General features: G+C 71.2%; 19 protein-coding genes and 1 tRNA gene. 7 read left to right on the forward strand and 13 right to left on the reverse strand.

All coding sequences use genetic code 11. The features are described 5' to 3' along the window. Positions 1-14 precede the first annotated feature (14 nt). Genes HEP73_RS13955 through HEP73_RS13985 form a run of 7 tightly spaced genes read right to left on the reverse strand, consistent with a single transcriptional unit; the run spans position 15 to position 7,340 of the window. A complete protein-coding gene (locus HEP73_RS13955; protein WP_185820442.1) occupies positions 15-1,223 on the reverse strand; it encodes a M24 family metallopeptidase in 1,209 nt (402 codons plus the stop codon). After that, complete coding sequence (locus HEP73_RS13960; protein ID WP_185820443.1) at positions 1,220-2,812, reverse strand: aldehyde dehydrogenase family protein; 1,593 nt, start codon at positions 2,810-2,812, stop codon at positions 1,220-1,222. Before HEP73_RS13960 ends, HEP73_RS13955 begins: the two co-directional genes overlap by 4 nt. Before the next feature lies 1 nt (position 2,813). Then, positions 2,814-3,719, reverse strand: coding sequence for a dihydrodipicolinate synthase family protein (locus tag HEP73_RS13965; protein WP_185813247.1), 906 nt, complete (start codon positions 3,717-3,719; stop codon positions 2,814-2,816). A 4-nt stretch (positions 3,720-3,723) separates the two neighbouring features. Further along, positions 3,724-5,064: an NAD(P)/FAD-dependent oxidoreductase gene (locus HEP73_RS13970; RefSeq protein ID WP_185820444.1), complete on the reverse strand. Its 1,341-nt coding sequence runs from the start codon at positions 5,062-5,064 to the stop codon at positions 3,724-3,726. After that, on the reverse strand, positions 5,057-5,293 hold the full coding sequence (locus HEP73_RS13975) for a (2Fe-2S)-binding protein (RefSeq protein WP_185823428.1): 237 nt from the start codon (positions 5,291-5,293) through the stop codon (positions 5,057-5,059). The genes HEP73_RS13970 and HEP73_RS13975 overlap by 8 nt, the downstream gene beginning before the upstream one ends. An 8-nt stretch (positions 5,294-5,301) precedes the next feature. Beyond that, positions 5,302-6,402, reverse strand: coding sequence for an NAD(P)/FAD-dependent oxidoreductase (locus HEP73_RS13980; RefSeq protein ID WP_185820445.1), 1,101 nt, complete (start codon positions 6,400-6,402; stop codon positions 5,302-5,304). Then, positions 6,399-7,340, reverse strand: coding sequence for a 4-hydroxyproline epimerase (locus HEP73_RS13985; RefSeq protein WP_185820446.1), 942 nt, complete (start codon positions 7,338-7,340; stop codon positions 6,399-6,401). The genes HEP73_RS13980 and HEP73_RS13985 overlap by 4 nt, the downstream gene beginning before the upstream one ends. Positions 7,341-7,517: 177 nt before the next feature. Between HEP73_RS13985 and HEP73_RS13990 the strand changes: the two genes are divergently transcribed. From HEP73_RS13990 to HEP73_RS14005, 4 genes are all read left to right on the forward strand, one after another. After that, on the forward strand, positions 7,518-8,225 hold the full coding sequence (locus HEP73_RS13990; protein WP_185813251.1) for an AraC family transcriptional regulator: 708 nt from the start codon (positions 7,518-7,520) through the stop codon (positions 8,223-8,225). Between the two features lie 162 nt (positions 8,226-8,387). Then, positions 8,388-9,740: a signal recognition particle-docking protein FtsY gene (gene ftsY / locus HEP73_RS13995; RefSeq protein WP_185820447.1), complete on the forward strand. Its 1,353-nt coding sequence runs from the start codon at positions 8,388-8,390 to the stop codon at positions 9,738-9,740. A gap of 232 nt (positions 9,741-9,972) precedes the next feature. Continuing rightward, positions 9,973-11,034, forward strand: coding sequence for an A/G-specific adenine glycosylase (gene mutY, locus HEP73_RS14000; protein WP_185820448.1), 1,062 nt, complete (start codon positions 9,973-9,975; stop codon positions 11,032-11,034). A gap of 30 nt (positions 11,035-11,064) precedes the next feature. Continuing rightward, a complete protein-coding gene (locus tag HEP73_RS14005) occupies positions 11,065-11,343 on the forward strand; it encodes an oxidative damage protection protein (RefSeq protein ID WP_185813254.1) in 279 nt (92 codons plus the stop codon). A 135-nt stretch (positions 11,344-11,478) separates the two neighbouring features. On the opposite strand, the gene HEP73_RS14010 is transcribed toward HEP73_RS14005, so the two are convergent. Next, positions 11,479-11,934 carry a DUF6491 family protein gene (locus tag HEP73_RS14010; RefSeq protein ID WP_185820449.1) on the reverse strand — a complete coding sequence of 152 codons (456 nt, stop codon included), beginning with the start codon at positions 11,932-11,934 and terminating at the stop codon, positions 11,479-11,481. Between the two features lie 176 nt (positions 11,935-12,110). On the opposite strand from HEP73_RS14010, the gene HEP73_RS14015 reads away from it, so the two are divergent. Next, a complete protein-coding gene (locus HEP73_RS14015; protein WP_185820450.1) occupies positions 12,111-13,916 on the forward strand; it encodes a vWA domain-containing protein in 1,806 nt (601 codons plus the stop codon). Between the two features lie 95 nt (positions 13,917-14,011). On the opposite strand, the gene HEP73_RS14020 is transcribed toward HEP73_RS14015, so the two are convergent. After that, entirely contained in the window at positions 14,012-14,929 is a 918-nt protein-coding gene (locus tag HEP73_RS14020; protein WP_185823429.1) for a M48 family metallopeptidase, read from the reverse strand. Positions 14,930-15,004: 75 nt separating this feature from the next. After that, positions 15,005-16,912: a formylglycine-generating enzyme family protein gene (locus HEP73_RS14025; RefSeq protein ID WP_185820451.1), complete on the reverse strand. Its 1,908-nt coding sequence runs from the start codon at positions 16,910-16,912 to the stop codon at positions 15,005-15,007. Positions 16,913-17,015: 103 nt separating this feature from the next. On the opposite strand from HEP73_RS14025, the gene rnd reads away from it, so the two are divergent. Next, positions 17,016-18,101 (forward strand): ribonuclease D, encoded by a 1,086-nt coding sequence (gene rnd, locus HEP73_RS14030; RefSeq protein ID WP_185820452.1) that lies wholly within the window; start codon positions 17,016-17,018, stop codon positions 18,099-18,101. Between the two features lie 277 nt (positions 18,102-18,378). Here rnd and HEP73_RS14035 read toward each other — a convergent pair whose 3' ends face one another. Beyond that, a complete protein-coding gene (locus tag HEP73_RS14035; protein WP_185820453.1) occupies positions 18,379-18,783 on the reverse strand; it encodes an H-NS histone family protein in 405 nt (134 codons plus the stop codon). Positions 18,784-19,042: 259 nt separating this feature from the next. On the opposite strand from HEP73_RS14035, the gene HEP73_RS14040 reads away from it, so the two are divergent. After that, a tRNA-Ala gene (locus tag HEP73_RS14040) sits at positions 19,043-19,118 on the forward strand. 130 nt (positions 19,119-19,248) lie between these two features. Here HEP73_RS14040 and HEP73_RS14045 read toward each other — a convergent pair. Both HEP73_RS14045 and HEP73_RS14050 read right to left on the reverse strand, forming a co-directional pair. Continuing rightward, positions 19,249-19,416: a hypothetical protein gene (locus HEP73_RS14045; protein ID WP_185813261.1), complete on the reverse strand. Its 168-nt coding sequence runs from the start codon at positions 19,414-19,416 to the stop codon at positions 19,249-19,251. Positions 19,417-19,646: 230 nt separating this feature from the next. Then, positions 19,647-20,165, reverse strand: a complete 519-nt coding sequence (locus HEP73_RS14050; protein WP_185813262.1) for a chemotaxis protein CheW — start codon at positions 20,163-20,165, stop codon at positions 19,647-19,649. Positions 20,166-20,169 lie beyond the last annotated feature (4 nt).

Genomic DNA, 20,169 nt, shown 5'->3' on the forward strand with positions numbered 1-20,169 from the left:
GGCCGGCGCCTGCATCAGGCGAACGGCCGGTCGATCGCCGGCGACGGCGGCGTGAACCACTGCGCGCCGTGTTCGGTGACGTAGAAATGGTCTTCCAGGCGCACGCCGAACTCGCCCGGCACCACGATCATCGGTTCGTTGCTGCAGCACATGCCCGGCGCCAGCGCCAGCGCATTGCCACGTACCAGGTACGGCGCCTCGTGGATGCTCATGCCGCAGCCATGGCCGGTGCGGTGCGGCAATCCGGGCAGGCGATAGTCCGGGCCCAGGCCCGCCGCCTGCAGCACATCGCGCGCCGCCTGGTCCACCGCGGCGCAACTCACGCCCGGACGCACCGCGGCGAACGCGGCCGCCTGCGCATCGTGCTCCAGCTGCCAGATGCGCCGCTGCTTCTCGCTCGGCTCGCCGAAGATGTAGGTGCGGGTGATGTCGGAGTGGTAGCCGTGCACGGTGCAACCGGTATCGATCAGCACCAGTTCGCCCGGCCGCAACGCCTGCACCCCGGGGATGCCGTGCGGGTACGCGGTGGCATGCCCGAACTGCACGATGCAGAAGGTGGAACCATTGTCGGCGCCGAGCGCGCGATGCGCCTGGTCGATGAAGCGCACCAGTTCGGCGGTGGTGATGCCTTCGTGGATCAGCCCGGCGGCCAGCCGCTGCACCTGCAGGGTCATGTCGCAGGCCTGCTGCATCAACGCCAGTTCCGCCGCCGACTTGCGCATGCGGCAGCCATCGACGATCGGCGTCGCGTCGCGGATCGCGACCCGGTCCAGCACCGCGCTCAGCCCGCTGTGCACGGCGAAGGCGATGCCCGGATCCAGCGCCAGCGCCTGCGCGCCGAGTTCGCTCAATGCCTCGGCGACCAGCCCGTGCGGGTCCTCGTGCTCTTCCCACAGCCGCTTGCGCACCGGGATGCGCAGCACCGCGTCCAGCGAGCCTTCCTCGAATGCCGGGCAGATCAGCAGCGGATCGCCTTCGGCGGTCAGCAGCATCGCCACCAGGCGCTCGCTGGCGCCCCACGCCACGCCGGTGAAATAGCGCAGCGAGGCGCCGGCGCCGATCAGCAGCGCATCGGCGCCCTGCGCGCGCAGAAACTCGCGCGCCCGCGCCAGGCGCTGCTGGTATTCCTGCGGCTGGATCGGCGGCGCCTGGGTCGGCCATGGCGCCAGCTGCGCCTGCGCCATGGCCAGGCTCAGCCCGCCGATCTGCGCGGATGCGCTCATGCCGCGCGCTCCACGTCGGCGACGCTCCACTGGCCGTCGATCAGGCGCTGCACGCCGCCGGGATTGCGGTCGCGCAGCAGTTCCGGCAACAGCGCATCGGGCAGGCCGTCGTAGCTGTGCAGCGCGGCGAAGCGGCGGATCGCCGCCGGCATGCCGACCGCGGTGAAGCCCGGATGGCCCGTGCTCGGATACGGACCGCCGTGATTCATCGCTGCACTGACCGCCACGCCGGTCGGCATCTTGTTGCAGATCAGGCGCCCCACCCGCGGCCGCAGCGCGGCGGCCAACGCGGCGAACAGCACGTCGTCGCTGCCATCGGCGGCACGGTACACGGTGCCGGTGAGGTTGCCCTCCAGGCTGTGCGCCAGCGCGGTCATCTGCGCCAGGCCGGCGGCGCGCACCACCAGGCTGACCGGGCCGAACGCCTCGGTCTGCAGCGCTTCGGGCTGTTGCAGGAAGTCCTGCGCCGACACCGCCAGCAGGGTCGGCGCGTGCCGATAGCCCGGCTCCGGCGCGGCGTCGCCGCCGGCCAGCACGCTGGCGCCGGCATTGCGCAGCGTGGCCACGCCGCGCTGCAGGTGCTCGAGCACGCCGCGCGAGAACAGCAGGCTCGGCGCGGCGCCAGCGAAGTGCGCGCTGGCCGCGGCGACGAACGCATCGCCGTCCTCGCCCTCGGGCACCATCACGATGCCGGGATTGGTGCAGAACTGGCCGCTGCCCATCGTGCACGAGGCAAAGAATTCCTGCGCCAGCGCGGTACCACGTTCGGCCAGCACGCCCGGCAGCAGGAACACCGGGTTGACGCTGGACAGCTCCACGTAGGCCGGTACTCCGGCACGGTCGGCCGCGGCCTTCAGCGCCAGTCCGCCGGCACGGCTGCCGGTGAAGCCGATCGCGCCCAGCCGCGGATCGCCGGCCAGTTCCAGGCCCAGCGTGTTGTCGAAGTGGTACAGCAACTGCACCGCCGCGGCCGGCAGGCCGTTGTCCAGCAGGGCCTGGTGCGCGAGCTGCGCCAGGCGCTGGCTGGTGGCCGGATGCGACGGATGCGCCTTGGCGATGACCGGATTGCGCGCGGCGATGGCCGAGGCGAAATCGCTGCCGGCCACCGCGTTGAACGCGAACGGAAAATTGTTCGGGCCGAACACCAGCACCGGCTTGTGCAGCGGCCCCAGCTGCGCGCGCAGCCCGGCCGCGGTGTCGATCACCGGCTGCGTCCAGCTATGGCTGCGCACCGCCTGCGCGGCCTGGCGCAGCTGCCCGCTGGCGCGCGGCAACTCCACCTTGGCCAGGCGCGGTTCCACCGGCAAGCCGGTCTCGGCATGCGCCAGCGCGACCAACTGCTCCACGTCGGCATCGATCGCCGCGGCGTAGCTGTCGAGGAACCCGGCGATGCGCTCGGGCGCCGCCGCGGCCAGCGCGTCGGCGACCAGCACCGCCGCGCTCAGCGCCGCTTCCAGATCGGCGGCGCCGCTGATCGGGAACTCCGGTCCGAACGCGTTCCCGTCGCGCGGGTCCTCGGCGCGGAAGCTGCCGCGCGCTTCCAGCGACGGCTGCCAATGGCCGGCAAGCAACAGCGGCTGCATGCTCATCTCAGAGCCCGGGGTGGGTGGCGATGGCGTGGTCGATCACCTTCAGCGCCGCTTCGCGCTCGGCGCCGTCGACCACCAGGCGCGGTGCGCGCACGCGCTCGCTGCCCAGGCCGACCTTCTCCTGCACCAGCTTGATCAGCTGCACGAACTTGGGCACGGTGTCCAGGCGCAGCAGCGGCAGGAACCAGTCGTACAGCGCCTTGGCCGCCGGGTAGCCACCGTCGCGGGCCAGCTCGAACAGCTTCACCGACTCCTTCGGATACGCATTGACCAGGCCGGCGATCCAGCCCTTGGCGCCCATGCTGAGGCCTTCGACGATCGCATCGTCCATGCCCACCAGCAGCACCAGGCGATCGTTGAGCAGCTCGCCCAGCGCGGCGAAGCGGCGCACGTCGCCGGAGGATTCCTTGACCGCCTGCAGGTTCGGGAATTCGGCGGCCAGCTCGGCGATCTGCGCCGGGCTGAAATCGGTCTTGTAGGCGACCGGGTTGTTGTACAGGATCACCGGCAGGTCGGTGGCGGCGATGACCGCACGCGCATGCGCGCCCATCTCGCGCCAGTCGGTGGAGTAGACGTACGGCGGCAGCACCATGATCCCGCCGCAGCCGACCTGCTTGGCCGCCTGCGCCAGGCGCACGGCTTCGTCGGTGGACAGCGCGGCGATGCCCGGCACCACCGGGATGCGGCCGTCCAGCGCCTGCACCAGGGTCTTCAGGACCGCGACCTTGTCGTCGAAGCTGAGCGTGGCGGCCTCGCCGAGCGAGCCCAGCGGCACGATCGCGGTGCAGCCGGCGTCGACCATGACCTGCGCATGCTTGGCCAGGAACGCGTGGTCGATGCTGCCATCGGCGTTGAACGGGGTGGTGATGGCCGGCAGCACGCCGTACCAGAAAGAAGCCTTGCTCATGGGATTACACCTTGTCGAGGGTTGTGAGTGGAGGTTGGGAAATAAATGGATCGGGAAGCGATTGGGCGAGCGCGTCCAGGCGCACCGGGAACAGCGGCGGCCGGCGGCCGTCGTCGGAAAAATCGTCGTGCCGCGGCGCCAGCCCCAGCTCGGTCAGCGCGCTGCCGCAGATGCGGCCCTGGCAGGCGCCCATGCCGCAGCGCGAGACCAGCTTGGCGTCGCGCAGGTCGGCATGGCCGCGCAGCGCCGACAGCGGCACGTCTTCGCAGCGGCATACCAGCGTATCCGGTGCGGCCAGCGCGTGGATGCGCGGGTCCAGCGCGAACTGGCGCTGCAGCAGCGCGGCGAACGCGCGCGCGCGCCGCCGCTGCGGCTGCAATGCCTGCGCGGCGGCCTGCTGCCCCGCCGCCAGGTGCCCGGCGATGGCGCCTTCGACGCGCGCGCAATCGCGCCCGCCGATGCCCAGCGCCTCGCCGGCGGCATACACGCCGTCGACACTGGTACGCAATTGCGCGTCCACCGCCACGCACGGATGCGCGCCGCTGCGCGCCAGGCGGCAGCCGAGCAGTTGCGCCAGCTCCACGTTCGGCACCAGTCCGTAGCCGACCGCCAGCTGGTCGCACTCGAGACTGCGGCGGCCGCGCGGGCCGTCGATCTGCACCGACCGCAGTTGGCTGTCTCCGTGCGCCGCCAGCACCACACTGCCGCTGTGGTAGCCCACGCCGGCCAGCTGCGTGCGCAGGACCAGCGCCTGCAGCGCCTTGTCCGGCCAGCGCCACGGCAGCTGCGCGGCGAAACCGGCCAGCGCGCGCAACGGCGCCTGTTCGACGATGCCCAGCACCTGCGCGCCGTGGCGGCGCAGCGTCGCCGCGCTGGCCAGCAGCAGCGGCCCGCTGCCGGCGACCAGCACGCGCTTGCCGGCCAGCGGCCAGCCCTGCTTGGCCAGCGCCTGCGCGCCGCCGGCGCCGGTGACGCCGGGCAGGGTCCAGCCGGGGAACGGCAGCAGCAGTTCGCGCGCACCGGTGGCCAGCACCAGCGCGTCGTAGCCGATCCAGCGCGCGCCCTGCGGGCCATCGGCCAGCAGTTGCCGGTCCTGCGCCATCAGCAACTGCGTCTGCGACAGAAATTCGATCTTGCTCGCCGCCAGTTGCGCCAGCACGCGCGCGGCCAGCGTCGGCGGCGCATGGGCCACGTCGTGGCGCCAGATCTGGCCGCCGGCGCGCGCCTGCAGGTCGACCAGCGCCACGCGCCGGCCATGCCCGGCGGCGGCCAGCGCCGCCGCCAGTCCGGCCGGACCGGCACCGGCCACGACCACGTCGTAATGCAGCGCGCGCGGCTCAGCCATCGGTCCACACCTGCATGCCGTCGCGGGCCGGAGTGATGCAGGCGCGCAACTGGCCGACGCCGTCGATGCGCACCCGGCATTCGCTGCACACGCCCATGCCGCACAGCGGCGCGCGCGGCTGGCCGTTGCGCGAGCGGCGGAAATGCACCGCCACCTGCGCCACCGCCGCGGCCACGCTGCTGCCGTCCAGCACCTCGAGGGTCTGGCCATTGACCTGCAGGCGCAGCATCGGCGCGCTCACGACAGCGCCCGCGCCGGCGCGAACGGCGCCGGGTCCAGTGCGGGCGTGCGCTGCAGCAGCAGATCCAGCAACAGCCGCGCGCTGCCCAGCGCGGTGGTCACGCCCAAGCCTTCGTGGCCGGCCGCGACCCACACGTCGGCACGCTCCGGCACCGCGCCCAGGTAGGGACGGCCGTCGGGCGTGGCCGGACGCAGCCCGGTCCAGACCCGGATCGCCTGCAGCTGGCGCAACGCCGGCAGGAACGCGAACGCGCGCTCGAGCATGCGCTGCAGCATCGGCATCGACACGCTGCGGTCGCTGGCATCGAACTCGCGCGAGGAACCGATCAGGATCTGCCCGGTCGGCCGCGGCTGCACGTTGAACGCCACGCTGCTGCCGTCGCTGCCGTGCGCGCTGTCGGCATAGCCCAGCTCCAGCAATTGGTGCCCGACGAAGCCAGGATAGCGGTCGGTGATGACCAGTTGGCCCTTGCGCGCGCGCATCGGCAGTTCCGGCAGCAACTCCGGCAAGGCGCAGCCGGTGGCGACCAGCACCGGCCCGCTCAATGTGCTGCCATCGTCCAGGCGCAGTCCGCCGGCGGCCAGCGCCAGCGCGCGGCGCCCGGCGTACAGCTGCGCGCCGGCGGCGAGCGCACGCTCGACCAGGTGCCGCGCCATCCGCGGCGGATACACCACCGCTTCGGCGGCCACGCGCATGCCGCCGGCCAGGCCCGGCACCAGCGCCGGCTCCAGCCGGTACAGCGCCTCGGCATCGATCGCCTCGGCGTGCACGCCGGCCGCGGCCAGGCGCCGGATCTTGGCCGGGATCGCCTCCAGCTCGCGCGCCTGCCGCGCCACCCACAGCGTGCCGCAGCGGCTGAACTCGGCCGCCGGCAATTGCGCGAATTCTTCCCACAGGCGCAGCGAATACGCCGACAGCGCCAGTTCCGCAGGATCGTCGTCCATCGCCACCAGATGGCCCATCGCCGCGGCGGTGGAACCGCCGCCGATCGTGCCCGACTCGACGATCGCCACCCGCAGCCCGGCGGCGGCGGCCGCATCGGCGCAGGCCGCGCCGACGATGCCGGCGCCGACGACGATCAGGTCGAAACCGCTCATCCGGCGCCGATGCCCCAGGCGAACGGATCCTGCGCATCGATCAGCAACTGCGCGCGGGCGGTGATGTGCGCCTGGCCGGTGATCCGCGGCAGCACGCCACGGCTGCCGGGCACGTAGCTGCCTTCGAACAGGCTGCCGAGGATGCCTTCCTGGCGCCACACCTGGCCGGCGGCCAGCTTGCCGTCGGCGGCCAGGCACGCCAGTTTGGCGCTGGTGCCGGTGCCGCACGGCGAACGGTCGTAGGCCAGGCCCGGGCACAGCACGAAATTGCGCGCATCGGCGCCGGCGTGCGGCGCCGGGCCGTTGATCTCGATATGGTCGATCTCGCCGCCGTCGGCGCCGCGGATGCCGGCCGCCTCCAGCGCCAGCCGCAGCGCCTCGGTGTAGGCGGTCAGCGCGCGCTGGTTGCGCAGCTCCAGCGCGCACGGGGTCTGCTCGGTGATGAAGAACCAGTTGCCGCCCCAGGCCACATCGCCGCGCACGCGGCCATAGTCGGGCACCTGCACCTCGATGCCGGCGGCGTGGCGGTAGCTTTCCACGTTGTCCACCGACACCCGGCCGTCGCCGTACAGTTCCACGCCCACCGTGCCCACCGGGGTCTCGATGCGGTGCGTGCCCGGCGCCAGCCGGCCCAGCTCGGCTAGCGTGCGCACCAGGCCGATGGTGCCGTGGCCGCACATGCCCAGGTAGCCGACGTTGTTGAAGAAGATCACCGCCGCGCATGCGTCGGCCGCGATCGGCGGCAGCAGCAGCGCGCCGACCATGGTGTCCGAGCCGCGCGGTTCGCAGGCGATGGCGCTGCGCCAACGATCGAAGCGATCGCGGAACAGATCGCGCCGTTGCGCCAGCGGGCCGGTACCCAGGTCGGGGAAGCCGGCGACGACGACACGGGTCGGTTCGCCGCCGGTATGCGAGTCGATCACATCGAGTGTATGCATAGGTCCATGCTCACATTCCGGGCCGCCGGCGGCTAGCAGCGTTTGCTTGTCATAAATGCGGAAATTCGCACAACCCCGGCGTCCTCGCAGGCCCGACTTAGGCTAGGATCGGTCCTCAGGGGTGGGCATGCCGCGGCGTGCCTGCCGCCGCAGCCTACAACCGCCCGGTGAGTGCAGATGGATACTTTGATTTCCGCGTCGGAAATGCAGACGCTGTTCGATGCGTTGCCGGACGTGGTGTTCTTCGTCAAGGACCGCGACGGCCGCTACACCCACGTCAACCTGACCCTGGTGCGGCGCCTGGGCAAGAAATACCGTGCCGACCTGATCGGCAAATCGGCGCTGGAGGTGTTCCCGCTGCCGCTGGGCGGCAGCTACCTGATGCAGGACCGGCGCGTGTTGTGCGGCGAGATGATCGAGAACCAGCTGGAAGTGCACCTGTTCCCGAACCGCACCCCGGGCTGGTGCCTGACCTTCAAGCGCCCGCTGTGCGAGCACAACGAGGTGATCGGCGTGGTCGGCATCTCGCGCGACCTGGGCCAGCCCGACAGCCGCCATTCGGCCTACGAACGCATCAGCCGCGCGATGGAGCACATGCAGATCCACTACGGCGACAACCTGCGCGTGCAGACCCTGGCCGACCTGGCGGAACTGTCGGTGGCGCAGCTGGAACGGCATTTCCGCCGCGTTTTCCAGCTGACCCCGCAGCAGTTGCTGACCAAGATGCGCATCGAAGCGGCGATGCGCCTGCTGCACGGCGAGGACAGCATCGCCAGCATCGGCCAGGCCTGCGGCTTCGCCGACCAGAGCGCGTTCGCGCGCCAGTTCAAGGCCACCGTCGGCATGACCCCGCGCGACTACCGCTCGATGAAGGGCAAGCTCTGAGGGTCCGGGATTGGGGATTGGGGATTCGTAAGGGCGCTGCGCCTGCAGGAAGCAGGAATGCCGCTGTTGCGAATCCCCAATCCCCAATCCCCAATCCCGGCCCCACAGAGGCCTAACAGGCCCAAGTGGTAGCATTCCCGGTTTCCGGTACACGCGTTATCCATGGTCAGCCTATTCCGTCGCAACAAGCCCCAGGACCACGCTGGCGATAGCCGCAGCACCCAGCGCTACAGCATCGAGGAACTGGCCGCCGCCTTCCCCAAGCCGGCCGGCGCAGCGCCTGCCGCCGAGCCCGCCGCCGCGGAAGCGCCTGTCGCCGAACAGGCACCGCCGACAGCAGCGCCAGTGGCGCGCGACAGCAGCCGTCCGAGCGCCGATACCGCGCCGCTGCCGCCTGCCCCGATCGCCGTGCCGCACCCCGGCGCGACGCCGCTGCCGCCACAGGCGCCGACCGCGCCAGCGGAAGGGCGCGTTCCCGCCCCGGCCGCACCCGCGGTGGCGCCGCCCAGCGCCCCCATGCCCACGCCGGCGCCGGCGAGCGCGCCCGCCGCAGGCGACGACCTGCAGCGCAGCGACGCCGCGCCCGCCGCGCCTGCCGGCAATCCGGGCTGGCGCGAACGCCTGCGCAACAGCGCCATCGCACGCAGCTTCGGCGGCCTGTTCTCGCGCAATCCCAAGCTCGACGACGACCTGCTCGACGAGATCGAGACCGCGCTGATCACCGCCGACGTCGGCGTGCCGGCGACCACCGCGCTGATCGAGAATCTGCGCAAGCGCATGAAGGCGCGCGAATTCGTCGATGCGCAGGCGCTGCTGCGCGCGCTGCGCGCCGACCTGATCGCGATCCTGCAGCCGGTCGCCAAGCCGCTGCAGATCGACCGCAGCGCCAAACCCTTCGTGGTGCTCACGGTCGGCGTCAACGGCGTCGGCAAGACCACCACCATCGGCAAGCTGGCCAAGCGCTTCAAGGACGAAGGGCACAGCCTGATGCTGGCCGCCGGCGACACCTTCCGCGCCGCCGCGGTGGCGCAGCTGCAGGCCTGGGGCGATCGCAACGGCGTCACCGTGATCGCGCAGGGCCAGAACGCCGACGCCGCCTCGGTCGCGTTCGACGCGCTGCAGGCCGGCAAGGCGCGCGGCACCGAGGTGCTGATCGCCGACACCGCCGGGCGCCTGCACACCCAGACCGGGCTGATGAACGAGTTGGGCAAGATCCGCCGCGTGCTCGGCAAGCTCGACCCCGCCGCGCCGCACGAAGTGCTGATGGTCATCGACGGCACCACCGGCCAGAACGCGCTGTCGCAGCTGCGCCAGTTCCACGCCGCGGTCGGCGTCACCGGGCTGGTGGTGACCAAGCTCGACGGCACCGCCAAGGGCGGCGTGGTGTTCGCGCTGGCCCGCGAGTTCGGCATCCCGATCCGCTTCGCCGGTATCGGCGAGCGCCCGGAAGACCTGCGCGTGTTCGACGCCGAAGCCTTCGTCGACGCCTTGCTGCCGGAAGCGCTCGGCGCCTGATCTTGAGCCCCTCTCCCACCGGGGCGACAGGGCGCGGCTTGCGCGCCACTGGCGCGCGTGCCCTGGAGCGCCCGCGCCGCAAGCGCGGGCCGGGGCGCGGAGCGGGGTTGGGGTGAGGGTACGGCGCGAAAGCGTCCCGCCGACCCCAACTACACGGAGCTTCGCTCCGTACCCTCATCCGCCCCTTCGGGGCACCTTCTCCCGATGAGAGAAGGAAATACTCGATGCCAGCATGCGCCAGCTCCCAGACACCTTCGCCCCCCGCCTGCTCGCTTGGTTCGACCGCAGCGGCCGCCACGACCTGCCCTGGCAGCATCCGCGCAGCCCGTATCGCGTATGGCTGTCGGAAATCATGCTGCAGCAGACCCAGGTCGCGGTGGTGATCCCGTACTTCCTGCGCTTCCTGCAGCACTTCCCGACCCTGCCCGACCTGGCCGCGGCCGGCACCGATGCGGTGATGGCGCAATGGGCCGGGCTGGGCTACTACGCTCGCGCGCGCAACCTGCATGCCGCCGCCAAGCGCTGCGTGGAGCTGCACGACGGCGAGCTGCCGCGCGACTTCGACGCGCTGCACGCGCTGCCCGGGATCGGCCGCAGCACCGCCGGCGCGATCCTGAGCCAGGCCTGGAACGACCGCTTCCCGATCCTGGACGGCAACGTCAAACGCGTGCTGACCCGCTACCACGGCATCGCCGGCTATCCGGGCCTGCCGGCGGTGGAGAAACCGCTGTGGGCGATCGCACAGGCGCACGTGGCCGCGGTCGCCGACGGGCGCATGGCCGACTACACCCAGGCGCAGATGGATTTCGGCGCCACCCTGTGCACCCGCGCCAATCCGGCCTGCGTGCTGTGTCCGCTGCAGGACGACTGCGTGGCGCGCCGCGATGGCCTGACCGAGTCGCTGCCAACGCCCAAGCCGGGCAAGACCCTGCCCGAACGCGAGGCGCTGGCGCTGCTGCTGGAAAACGCCGCCGGCGAGCTGCTGCTGCAACGGCGCCCGCCGAGCGGCATCTGGGCCTCGCTGTGGACGCTGCCGCAGGCCGAGAGCGAGAGCGAGTTGCGCGCCTGGTTCGAACGCGAGACCCGCGGCCGCGACTTCGACGCGGCCGAGCCGATGCCGCCGATCGTGCACACTTTCAGCCACTATCGTCTGCACCTGCAGCCGCTGCGCCTGCGCAAGGTCGCCTTGCGCGACGCGGTACGCGACAATGACGACCTGCGCTGGGTCGCGCGCGCCGACCTGTCCGCGCTCGGCCTGCCCGCCCCGATCCGCAAACTGCTCGACGGCCTCTGATCGTCGCCCACCGCGCCACCAGGAACCGCCATGTCCCGCACCGTCTTCTGCCAGTACCAGCAACGCGACGCCGAAGGGCTCGACTACGTGCCGTATCCCGGCGAACTCGGCCAGCGCGTGTTCGCGCACATCGGCAAGGCCGGCTGGCAGGCGTGGCTGGCGCACCAGACCATGCTGATCAACGAGAACCGGCTGTCGCCGCGCGATCCCAAGCACCGCGCCTTCCTGGAAACGGAGCTGGACAAATTCCTGTTCCAGGGCGGCGCGCCCAAGCCCGAAGGCTACGTGGAACCCGAACAGGAATCCTGAGCCGCCCAGACCCAGCTCACTGTAGGAGCGGCTTCAGCCGCGACAGAACCCATCCGCAAAGCCCGCTGCGGCTGCAGCTACGCCTACAAGCTGCAACCACCCGTTCGAAACCGATCGAAACCCGTGACGCCTGCGCTACTGCGCCGGCGCCGGCTGCGCCCGCTCCTGCACCTTGGCCTCGCGCAATTCCTTTTCCGAGATACGCAGCGCCTTGATGTCGAGCGGGCGGATGCTCTGGATGCGGCACGGCAGGCGGATCGCGCCCGGGCTGCCGCCGATCACCAGCACGTCGTCGAAACGCGCCGACACCCGGTCGCTGAAGTGGGTGATGGCGATCGTCGGCGCGAAGTCCAGATCGGCGCAGCGGCCGCTCAGTTCCAGCAGATAGGCCTGGTTCGGCCGCGTCCACACCGCCAGCGCGCTGTCGCCGAGCGCGGTCCAGCCGCTGATCCGGTTGTAGTACTGGAAGTCGCGCACCGGCGCGGCGGCATGCGCGCGGTACAGCGCCAGGCGCTCGTCGTCGCTGATCCGGTTGGTGGCGCAGCCGGCCAGCGCGGCCAGTCCGAGCAGTGACAGCAAGAGGCGTTTCATGGCGAATGCTCCGATGGCGATGCGCGAATGATGCACCCGCGCCATGCGGTGCCGCGTGCGCGCACGCAGCGCGTTCAGCCACAAGGCAACATGGCGGACCGAAGCGCGGCCGCGGGCCAAACCCCGTTGCCGGCCGTCACGCGTTTACAGCCTCGGACCCACACCGAGCGCCCATCATGCAGCCACGCCCGCACCGCACCGTTCTGCCTTCCCTGATCCTTGCCGCGCTGCTGGCAAGCTGCAGCACCACCAGCGACGATCGCGTCGCCGCACGCGCGCCGGCAGTGACAGATGCCAGCGCCTTGCCCGAGGCCTACGCCGCCAGCGAAGGTCTGGCCGAACCCGCGCCAGCACCGGCGCGGATGCTGGCCCCGCCATCCCCACCGGCGCCGCCGGCGCAGGCCGCGGCACCGGTCGCGCCGTCGGTGGCCGGCGACACCTACATCGCTGACACCCGCGTGCGCATGGCCAAGCCCGCGGCGCCGATCCCGCCGCTGGACCGCGAACGCTACGAACACCCAACCGACAACCCGGTGCACAGCGCGCGCGAACAACCGCTGTCGACCTTTTCGATCGACGTGGACACCGGCAGCTACGCCAACGTGCGGCGCATGCTGCGCGACGGCCAGCGCCCGCCAGCCGACGCAGTGCGCGCGGAAGAATTCATCAACTACTTCGACTATGCGCACCCGGCGCCGCGCGACCGCGACACGCCGTTCCGGGTATCCACCGAACTGGCGCCCGCGCCGTGGAATCCGCAGCGGCAGCTGCTGATGATCGGCATCAAGGGCTACGACGTCCCGCGCCAGGCATTGCCGCCGGCGAACCTGGTGTTCCTGATCGACACCTCCGGCTCGATGGAAAGCGCGGACAAGCTGCCCCTGCTCAAGCAGGCCTTCGCCATGCTGGTGCCGCAGCTGCGCGCGCAGGACCGGGTCTCGATCGTGGTCTACGCCGGCGCGGCCGGATTGGTGTTGCCGCCGACGCCCGGCGACCGCCACGCGGAGATCCTCGCCGCGCTGCAGCGGCTGCAGGCCGGCGGCAGCACCAACGGCGGCGACGGCATCCGCCTGGCCTATGCGACCGCACGGCGGAGCTTCATCGCCGGCGGCAGCAACCGGGTGATCCTGGCCACCGACGGCGACTTCAACGTCGGCACGGTCGACCGCGGCGCGCTGGAGACCCTGGTCGCCGACCAGCGCCGCAGCGGCGTGGCGCTGAGCACACTCGGCTTCGGCCGCGGCAACTACAACGACGCGATGGCCGAACGCCTGGCCGACGTCGGCGACGGCAACCATGCCTACATCGACTCGGCGCGCGAGGCGCACAAGGTGCTGGTGCAGCAGATGCAGGCCACGCTGCTCACCATCGCCCGCGACGTCAAGATCCAGGTCGAGTTCAATCCGGCGCAGGTCGCCGAATACCGCCTGATCGGCTACGAGAACCGGCTGCTGGCGCGCGAGGATTTCGCCAACGACAAGGTCGATGCCGGCGAGATCGGCGCCGGCCACAGCGTCACCGCGCTTTACGAGATCACCCCGGTGGGCAGCGCGCCGCCGCGCCTGCCGGCCTTGCGCTATGCCGCACCGGCGCAGGCGACGCAGACGCCGCTGCATGCCGGCGAACTGGCGCAGTTGCGGCTGCGTTACAAGCTGCCCGGGCAGGAACGCAGCCGCCTGTTGCAGAGCACGATCGCGACCGCCGCGGCGACGGCGCAGCCAAGCGCGGATTTGCGCTTCGCCGCCGCGGTCGCCGCCTACGCCGACCTGCTGCGTGGCGGCACCCACATCGACGGCTGGGACTGGGCGCAGGTGGCCAACGCGGCGCGCGCGGCGACCGGCGAGGATCGCAGCGGCGACCGCCGCGAGTTCGTCGAACTGCTGGCAGCCGGGCAACGCCTGGCCGCGCCCGAGGAGGCGCCGGCAACGGCAGAGGTGGCGGCAGAGACAGCGGCAACCGCGGTGCAGGTATCCACGCACTGAACGCAAGCGCACGCGGACTGCGCATGCCCCGGCATGCTCAGTTGCAGCCGGGGGACGGCGGGCGCCAGCTCAGTCTTCCGCGGACACCGCCACGCTCAACGCTGCGCCGTCTTCGCCGATTCGCAGAAGCGCTGCCGGTACTCCATCGCCTTGGGCATCAGCGCCTGCAGGTTCTGGATCCGCGTACCCGGATTCGGGTGGGTGGAGGAAAACTCCGGCGGCGCCTGGCCGCCGCTGCTGGCGCTCATCCGCTCCCACAGCGGCACCGCTTCCTGCGGATCGAAGCAGGCCGCCGCGGCCAGCATCAGCCCGACCTCGTCGGCCTGGGTCTCGTGGCTGCGCGCGTATGGCAACAGGTAGCCGTAACCCATCGCCGCCATCGCCATCTGCTGCTGTTGCGGATCCATGCCGCTGGCCGCGCCGGCCATCTGTCCGATCTGGGTCAGCTTCTGCTGCGCCATGCGTTGCGCGCCGTGGCGCAGTAGCGCATGCGCGATCTCGTGGCCCATCACCACCGCCATCGCATCGGCGTTCTTGGCCACCGGCAGCAGGCCGGTGTAGACCGCCATCTTGCCGCCGGGCAGGCAGAACGCGTTGGCCTGTTCGGACTCGATCACGTTGACGTCCCAGTCGAAGCCGCGCGCGTAGTGCTTGGCCTGCATGCCGTGCTCGGCGGCCAGCGCGTCCTCGACTACATCGACCTTGGCGATCAGCCGCTGCGCGATCGCGCGCACCTGCTGCGCCACCTGCGACTGCGGATCGACCGGATGTTCCTGCGCCAGGATCTCCTGGTACGCCTGCAGGCCCAGCGCCTTCTCGTCCTCGACCCCGAGCGAATTGTCGATCAGCACCTTCTCGCCGGTGTACGGATCCTCGCTGCGGTTGGAGAACCAGTAATACCCGGCGTACACCGCGAAACCCAGCAGCACCAGCCAGCGCACGCCGCCCAGCGGCCCGCGGCGGCCCCGCCCTGTTCCCCGCCCTGGCGGCCAAAGACGTTGCTCATATCCAATCCCCTTGCTGGCTGGTGGGCGGCGATGGCGCCTGCCTGTCCGCGGCACTGTAGCGACGGGCGGCGCGAGGCCGCGTCAAATTCCGCGCACCAGGCGGAAACCGACTCTGGCACTGGTGGTGTCGGAGTCCTGCATCAGCCGCCAGGCGGCACGGGTCTGTTCCGGCGCGTTGGCCCAGTTGCCGCCGCGCACCACCCGCGAACGGCAACCGGGGTTGTACCAGGCGGCGCCGTCGGCCGGCGCGCGGCGGTAGCTGGAATGCCAGCAATCGGCGACCCACTCGCTGAGGTTGCCGCCCATGTCGTGCAGGCCCCAGGCATTGGCCTTGAAGCTGGCGACCGGCGCCGGCCCCCAGAAGCCGTCGGCATAGCCGACGAAGGCGTTGTTCCAGTGCCGGCCGCTGGGCGAGATGTCGCCGCCGCCGGTGAAGTTGCCGGCGCCGCGCGGCGGGGTGCCGGCGTTGCCCCAGGGATAGCGGCCGCGGCCGCCGGCGCGCAGCGCGTATTCGAACTCGGCCTCGCTGGACAGCCGGTAGTGGCGCCCGGTCTGCTGCGACAGCCATGCCGCGTAGGCCTCGGCATCGCGCACGCTGACGTGCATCACCGGGCTGTTCGGCGCGGCGCGCGCGCCGTTGTAGCCGGACTGCCAGTCGGTGCCGCTGCGGCGCACGAAGTTGCCGCTGCGCTCGTCGTAGACGATCGAATGCCCACGCCGGGTCGCCCGCGGCCGCGCGCCGCTGACCTCGACGAAGCGGCGGAACTCGGCCACGGTGACCTCGGTGATCGACATCGCGAAGCCGCGATCGAAGCGCACGTAATGCAACGGCTGCTCCGCCGGCATCGCGCCCGGCTCCGTCTCGCTGGCGCCCATGCGGAAGCCGCCGTGCGGCACCACGATCATCTGCGGCCCGCGTTCGCCGTTGCTCATGCCGTCGGTGAACACCTGGCCGGGGCGGAAGCTGCCGTAGTGGGTGGCCAGGTCGATGCGCTCGCGCAGCATCGCCGCCACCGCATCGCCCGGATCGGCGATGCGCAACACCTCGCCCAGTTTCTCGCGCGCCGCCTTCAGTCCGGCCGGCGTGGCCAGGTCGCGCAGGCCGGCATCGCGCAGGCCGGCGATGCGCGCGCTGCGCACGCTTTCCACCCGCGCACGCGCGTCGCGCACGGTGGGGGCGGCGTCGCGGATCCGCGCCGCCCGCGCCAGCCAGCTGCCGGCGGCGGCGAAATCGGACACCGTCGCGGCCGCCTCGGCGCGCCGGATCAGCGCGCTCTCCACCGCCGCCACGCCCTGCCGCGCGCGCGCGTCGTCGGCGTCCAGTTGCAGCGCATCGCGGAAGTTGGCCAGCGCGCCGTTGCCGTCCTCGCCGAGCCGGCCGGCGCGCAGATCGTCTTCGCCGGCACGGTTGTAGGCCAGCACCCGCTGCGCGGTCTCCACCCGCTGCTGCAGGCGCCGCACCGCCGGATCGTCGGCATCCAGCGACAGCGCCACCATCGCGATGCGATCGGCGCGCTCCAGCGCCTGTTCCTGCTGCTCCGATGCGCGCAACAGTTCGTCGCCGCGTTGCAGCAGCCGGCGCCGCGCGGTGCGCAGGCCGTCGCGCGCGACCGGGTCCTGCGGCGCCAGCGCACGGATCGCCAGGTACAGCGGGATCGCCGACTGCGCGTCCTCGAACAGGCGGTCCTCGGCCAGCGCGCGCGCGGCGTCGCGGCGCGCCTGCGCCAGTTGCGCGCGCTCGAGCGTCGGCAGCGGCGGCTGCCAGCGCGCCACCGTCTCGGCCGCATCCTCGCCGCCGATGGTGACGCTGGGCGCCTGCACCGGCTTGCCGGCCGCGGTTGCCGGCGCCTGCGCAGGCTTGGCGGGCGCCGGTCTGGCGGGCTGCGCCGGCGGCGCAGGCGCCGGCCCGCTGCAGCCGCACGCCAGCGCGGCCAACAGGGTCCAGGCGATCACGGTGCCGCTCGTACGCACGCTTCCTCCCAACGACATTGGACTCCCGATGGCATCCGCGCCATCCCGTCCGTGCGGCCGGCGGGCCGACGTTAGGCTATTCTCGCCTGCCTGAGCAAACCCTGCATTCGACGGAAACCACGTGCCCTATTGGATCAAGCAACCCGCCGAGCTGGCCGAACGGCTGGCGCAGCGCCCGGCCAGGATCGGCCTGGATACCGAATTCGTCCGCGAACGCACCTACTGGCCGCAACTGGCGCTGGTGCAGATGGCGGTGGCCGACGAAATCCTGCTGATCGACCCGCTGATTCCCGGCATGCCGCAGGCGCTGGCGCCGTGGCTCTCGGACCCGGCCATCCTCAAGGTCATGCACAGCGCCAGCGAAGACCTGGTCGCGTTCAAATGCGCTTGTGGCGCGCTGCCGCGGCCGTTGTTCGACACCCAGATCGGCGCCGGCCTGGCCGGCATTGGCGCCGGCATGGGTTACCAGAAGCTGGTGCTGGAAATCACCGGCGTGCACCTGGCCAAGGGCGAAACCCGCTCGGACTGGCTGCGCCGCCCGCTGTCGCCGGCGCAACTGGACTACGCCGCCGACGACGTGCGCCACCTGTTCGCGATCCACGACGCGCTGCAGGAACGGCTGCAGCTGCTGGACCGCAGCGCCTGGCTGCACGAGGACGGCGAGCGCCTGCTCGGCACCGTGGAGCACGACGAAGGCGAACGCTGGCCGCACCTGGGAATGCGCTCGGCGCAGTTCATGGACCGGCCCGCGCAGCAGCGGCTGTTGCGCCTGCTGCGCTGGCGCGACGTGCAGGCGCGGCACAGCGACAAGCCGCGCAGCTGGATCCTGGACAACGAACTGGCCGCCACCCTGGCGCGCTTCCCGCCTTCCGACCGCGACGAACTGCAGGCGATGCTGGACAAGCACCCCAAGGCGCCGCGCAAGCTCGGCGACGCGCTGTGGCAGGCGCTGACCACGCCGCTGCCCGACGAAGCGGACGCGCCGCTGGCGCTGGCTTCCAGCGACGACAACAAGGCGGCGTTGAAGCGGCTGCAGGATGCGGTGTCCGCACGCAGCGCCGAACTCGGCCTGCCCGACGGCCTGCTCGCCTCGCGCAAGCATCTGGAAGCCTTGCTGGAAAGCGGCCAATGGCCGCAGCCGCTGGCCGGCTGGCGCCGGCGCGAACTGGAAGCGACGCTGCAGCCATTACTCGGCAACGCGGGCTGAGCGATTCGGAGGTATCTGTAGCAGCGGCTTCAGCCGCGACGGTCGTTACCGATAACGTCTGTCGCGGCTGAAGCCGCTCCTACAGGGGTCCACAGCGGCACCACGGTCACAGTGGGGACCATGTCGCCGCCGGCCTTCGGTTATTCCAGGCGCATTCCCTTCAGCGCCCGCTTCTCCGCCACGGTTCTTATCCGCGACAAAGCGCGGGCAACGCCAATGCCGCGCATAAAACCATCGCGCATAAAAAAGGCCAGGAACCCTGGCCTTTTTCGACCGATCAGTATTTGACCAGCGGGAACTTCAGATCCGGATGGCGCGCCTTCCATTCGTTGTAGGCGGCGGTGCCTTCCCATGCGGCGAACGCCTTCGGCGTGCGGCCGCGGCCGGACCAGGTCTCGCCGGTGTGCGGCAGCTGGTACTTCGGCTTGACCTCGCTGCGGCCGCCGGCGGACTTGGCGCTGGCAGCCTTCGGCGCGGCGCTGGTCACGTAGGCGGCGATCTCGTTGCGCTGCTTGGCGCTGAAGAACTCGGCGAACTGCTCGAGCAGCGACAGGACGTTGGCGTGCGCAGCGCTGGTCTCGCCTTCGCGCGCCTGCTTCTCCTGCTCTTCCAGCTTGCGAATCTCTTCGTGCAGCTTGGCCTTGGCTTCGGCGAGTTGTTGCAAGTTGCGAACTTCCGTCATTTTTTCAAAGACCCGTGGATAAAAGATTTGGAACGGACGGAATATTTCATCCGGAACGACGAAATCGTCTGGCGAGGATTTCGGCCCACGATTATATCGACTCTGCCTGGCGGTTGCCCGGAAACGGCGTCGCATTCCCGCGTTCAACGGCGGCGGACCGGCAGGTCTGCGAAGGCCCCGCGCGCGCCGCACCGCCGTCGCCCCGCATCGCCCCTCTTGGCACACATGCCCCGGGCCAGTTAGACTATGCGTCTGATGTGGGGCGGTAGCTCAGCTGGGAGAGCGTCGCGTTCGCAATGCGAAGGTCGAGGGTTCGATCCCCTTCCGCTCCACCACTTGTTCAGACGAAAAGCCTCGGAGTCGCCTCCGGGGCTTTTTTGTGTCTGCACGTTTGCGTCTGCGCGCTGGCGGCAACGCCGTTGGCCACCACGCAGGCCGCGGCGATGGCGGCGCGCGAAACGCGGCTCAGCCTGTCTTCTGGCCGTCGCCGGACTTGGGCCCGCGCTCGTGCGCCTCGCGCAACTTCTCGTCCTCCAGGCCGGGGCGCTGCTTGGCCACATCGTCCTGCGCGCGGTCCTGCCGACCGTCCTGGATGCCCTGCTGCTGGTCGGGCTGCTTGTCGTTGTCTGCCATGGTCCGGATCTCGCGATGGCGGGCGGATGCCCTGTCGCGCAGACACTAGCGAGGCGGCCGTTATGCGCATATCACGGCGAGCGCCTGTCGCTTCGGACGATGCCGCTTCTGGCCGGCACACCACCGCCTGCGGTGCCCGCGGCCGCAGCGCCCGCGTTGCGCAGGCGCCGAGTCCACGCCGCCATGGAGCGTCCAACTGCCGCGCGGTGCAGTGGCGCGGCTGTGCCGCCTCAGGCCGCGGCCGGCAACGCCACGTCGGCGATCTCGTCCACGCGCAGCAGGCGCGCGCGATCCAGCAGGATCACCAGCCGGTCTTCCAGCTTGCCCATGCCCTGCAGCAACTCGTCGCGGATGCCGCTGCCGAACGAGGGCGCCGCCTCGATCTGTTGCGCCGGGATATCCAGCACGGCGCTGACCGCATCGACCAGCAGGCCGAACGCCTGGATCGTGCCGCCCTCCGCGGCGCTGACGATCACGATGCAGCTGCGCCGGCTGATGCGGCTGGGCGCGCGACCCAGCCGCAGTTGCAGGTCCACCACCGGCACCACCGCGCCGCGCAGGTTGATCACGCCGCGCACGCAGGCCGGCATGGTCGGGACCGGCGTCGGCGCACGGTATTCGATGATCTCGTGGATGCCGTCGATGTTCAGCCCGAACAGCTCCTGTTCCAGTTGGAAGGTCAGGAACTGCGACGGCGCCTCCTGCGTCTGCAGCGGCACCGCCGCTGCGTTGTCCAGATGCGTAGCCATGGTC

It is taken from the genome of Xanthomonas sp. GW (assembly GCF_014236815.1).
Taxonomy (GTDB): Bacteria; Pseudomonadota; Gammaproteobacteria; order Xanthomonadales; family Xanthomonadaceae; genus Xanthomonas_A.

Coding starts and splice junctions, on each gene's coding strand:
- HEP73_RS13985 (WP_185820446.1), bottom strand. CDS start 7,340: ATGCATACACTCGATGTGATCGACTCGCATACCGGCGGCGAACCGACC.
- ftsY (WP_185820447.1), top strand. CDS start 8,388: ATGGTCAGCCTATTCCGTCGCAACAAGCCCCAGGACCACGCTGGCGAT.
- HEP73_RS13970 (WP_185820444.1), bottom strand. CDS start 5,064: ATGGCTGAGCCGCGCGCGCTGCATTACGACGTGGTCGTGGCCGGTGCC.
- HEP73_RS14050 (WP_185813262.1), bottom strand. CDS start 20,165: ATGGCTACGCATCTGGACAACGCAGCGGCGGTGCCGCTGCAGACGCAG.
- mutY (WP_185820448.1), top strand. CDS start 9,973: ATGCGCCAGCTCCCAGACACCTTCGCCCCCCGCCTGCTCGCTTGGTTC.
- HEP73_RS13990 (WP_185813251.1), top strand. CDS start 7,518: ATGGATACTTTGATTTCCGCGTCGGAAATGCAGACGCTGTTCGATGCG.
- HEP73_RS14025 (WP_185820451.1), bottom strand. CDS start 16,912: ATGTCGTTGGGAGGAAGCGTGCGTACGAGCGGCACCGTGATCGCCTGG.
- HEP73_RS14010 (WP_185820449.1), bottom strand. CDS start 11,934: ATGAAACGCCTCTTGCTGTCACTGCTCGGACTGGCCGCGCTGGCCGGC.
- HEP73_RS13960 (WP_185820443.1), bottom strand. CDS start 2,812: ATGAGCATGCAGCCGCTGTTGCTTGCCGGCCATTGGCAGCCGTCGCTG.
- HEP73_RS14045 (WP_185813261.1), bottom strand. CDS start 19,416: ATGGCAGACAACGACAAGCAGCCCGACCAGCAGCAGGGCATCCAGGAC.
- HEP73_RS13980 (WP_185820445.1), bottom strand. CDS start 6,402: ATGAGCGGTTTCGACCTGATCGTCGTCGGCGCCGGCATCGTCGGCGCG.
- HEP73_RS14015 (WP_185820450.1), top strand. CDS start 12,111: ATGCAGCCACGCCCGCACCGCACCGTTCTGCCTTCCCTGATCCTTGCC.
- HEP73_RS13965 (WP_185813247.1), bottom strand. CDS start 3,719: ATGAGCAAGGCTTCTTTCTGGTACGGCGTGCTGCCGGCCATCACCACC.
- HEP73_RS13975 (WP_185823428.1), bottom strand. CDS start 5,293: ATGCTGCGCCTGCAGGTCAATGGCCAGACCCTCGAGGTGCTGGACGGC.
- HEP73_RS14035 (WP_185820453.1), bottom strand. CDS start 18,783: ATGACGGAAGTTCGCAACTTGCAACAACTCGCCGAAGCCAAGGCCAAG.
- HEP73_RS14005 (WP_185813254.1), top strand. CDS start 11,065: ATGTCCCGCACCGTCTTCTGCCAGTACCAGCAACGCGACGCCGAAGGG.
- HEP73_RS13955 (WP_185820442.1), bottom strand. CDS start 1,223: ATGAGCGCATCCGCGCAGATCGGCGGGCTGAGCCTGGCCATGGCGCAG.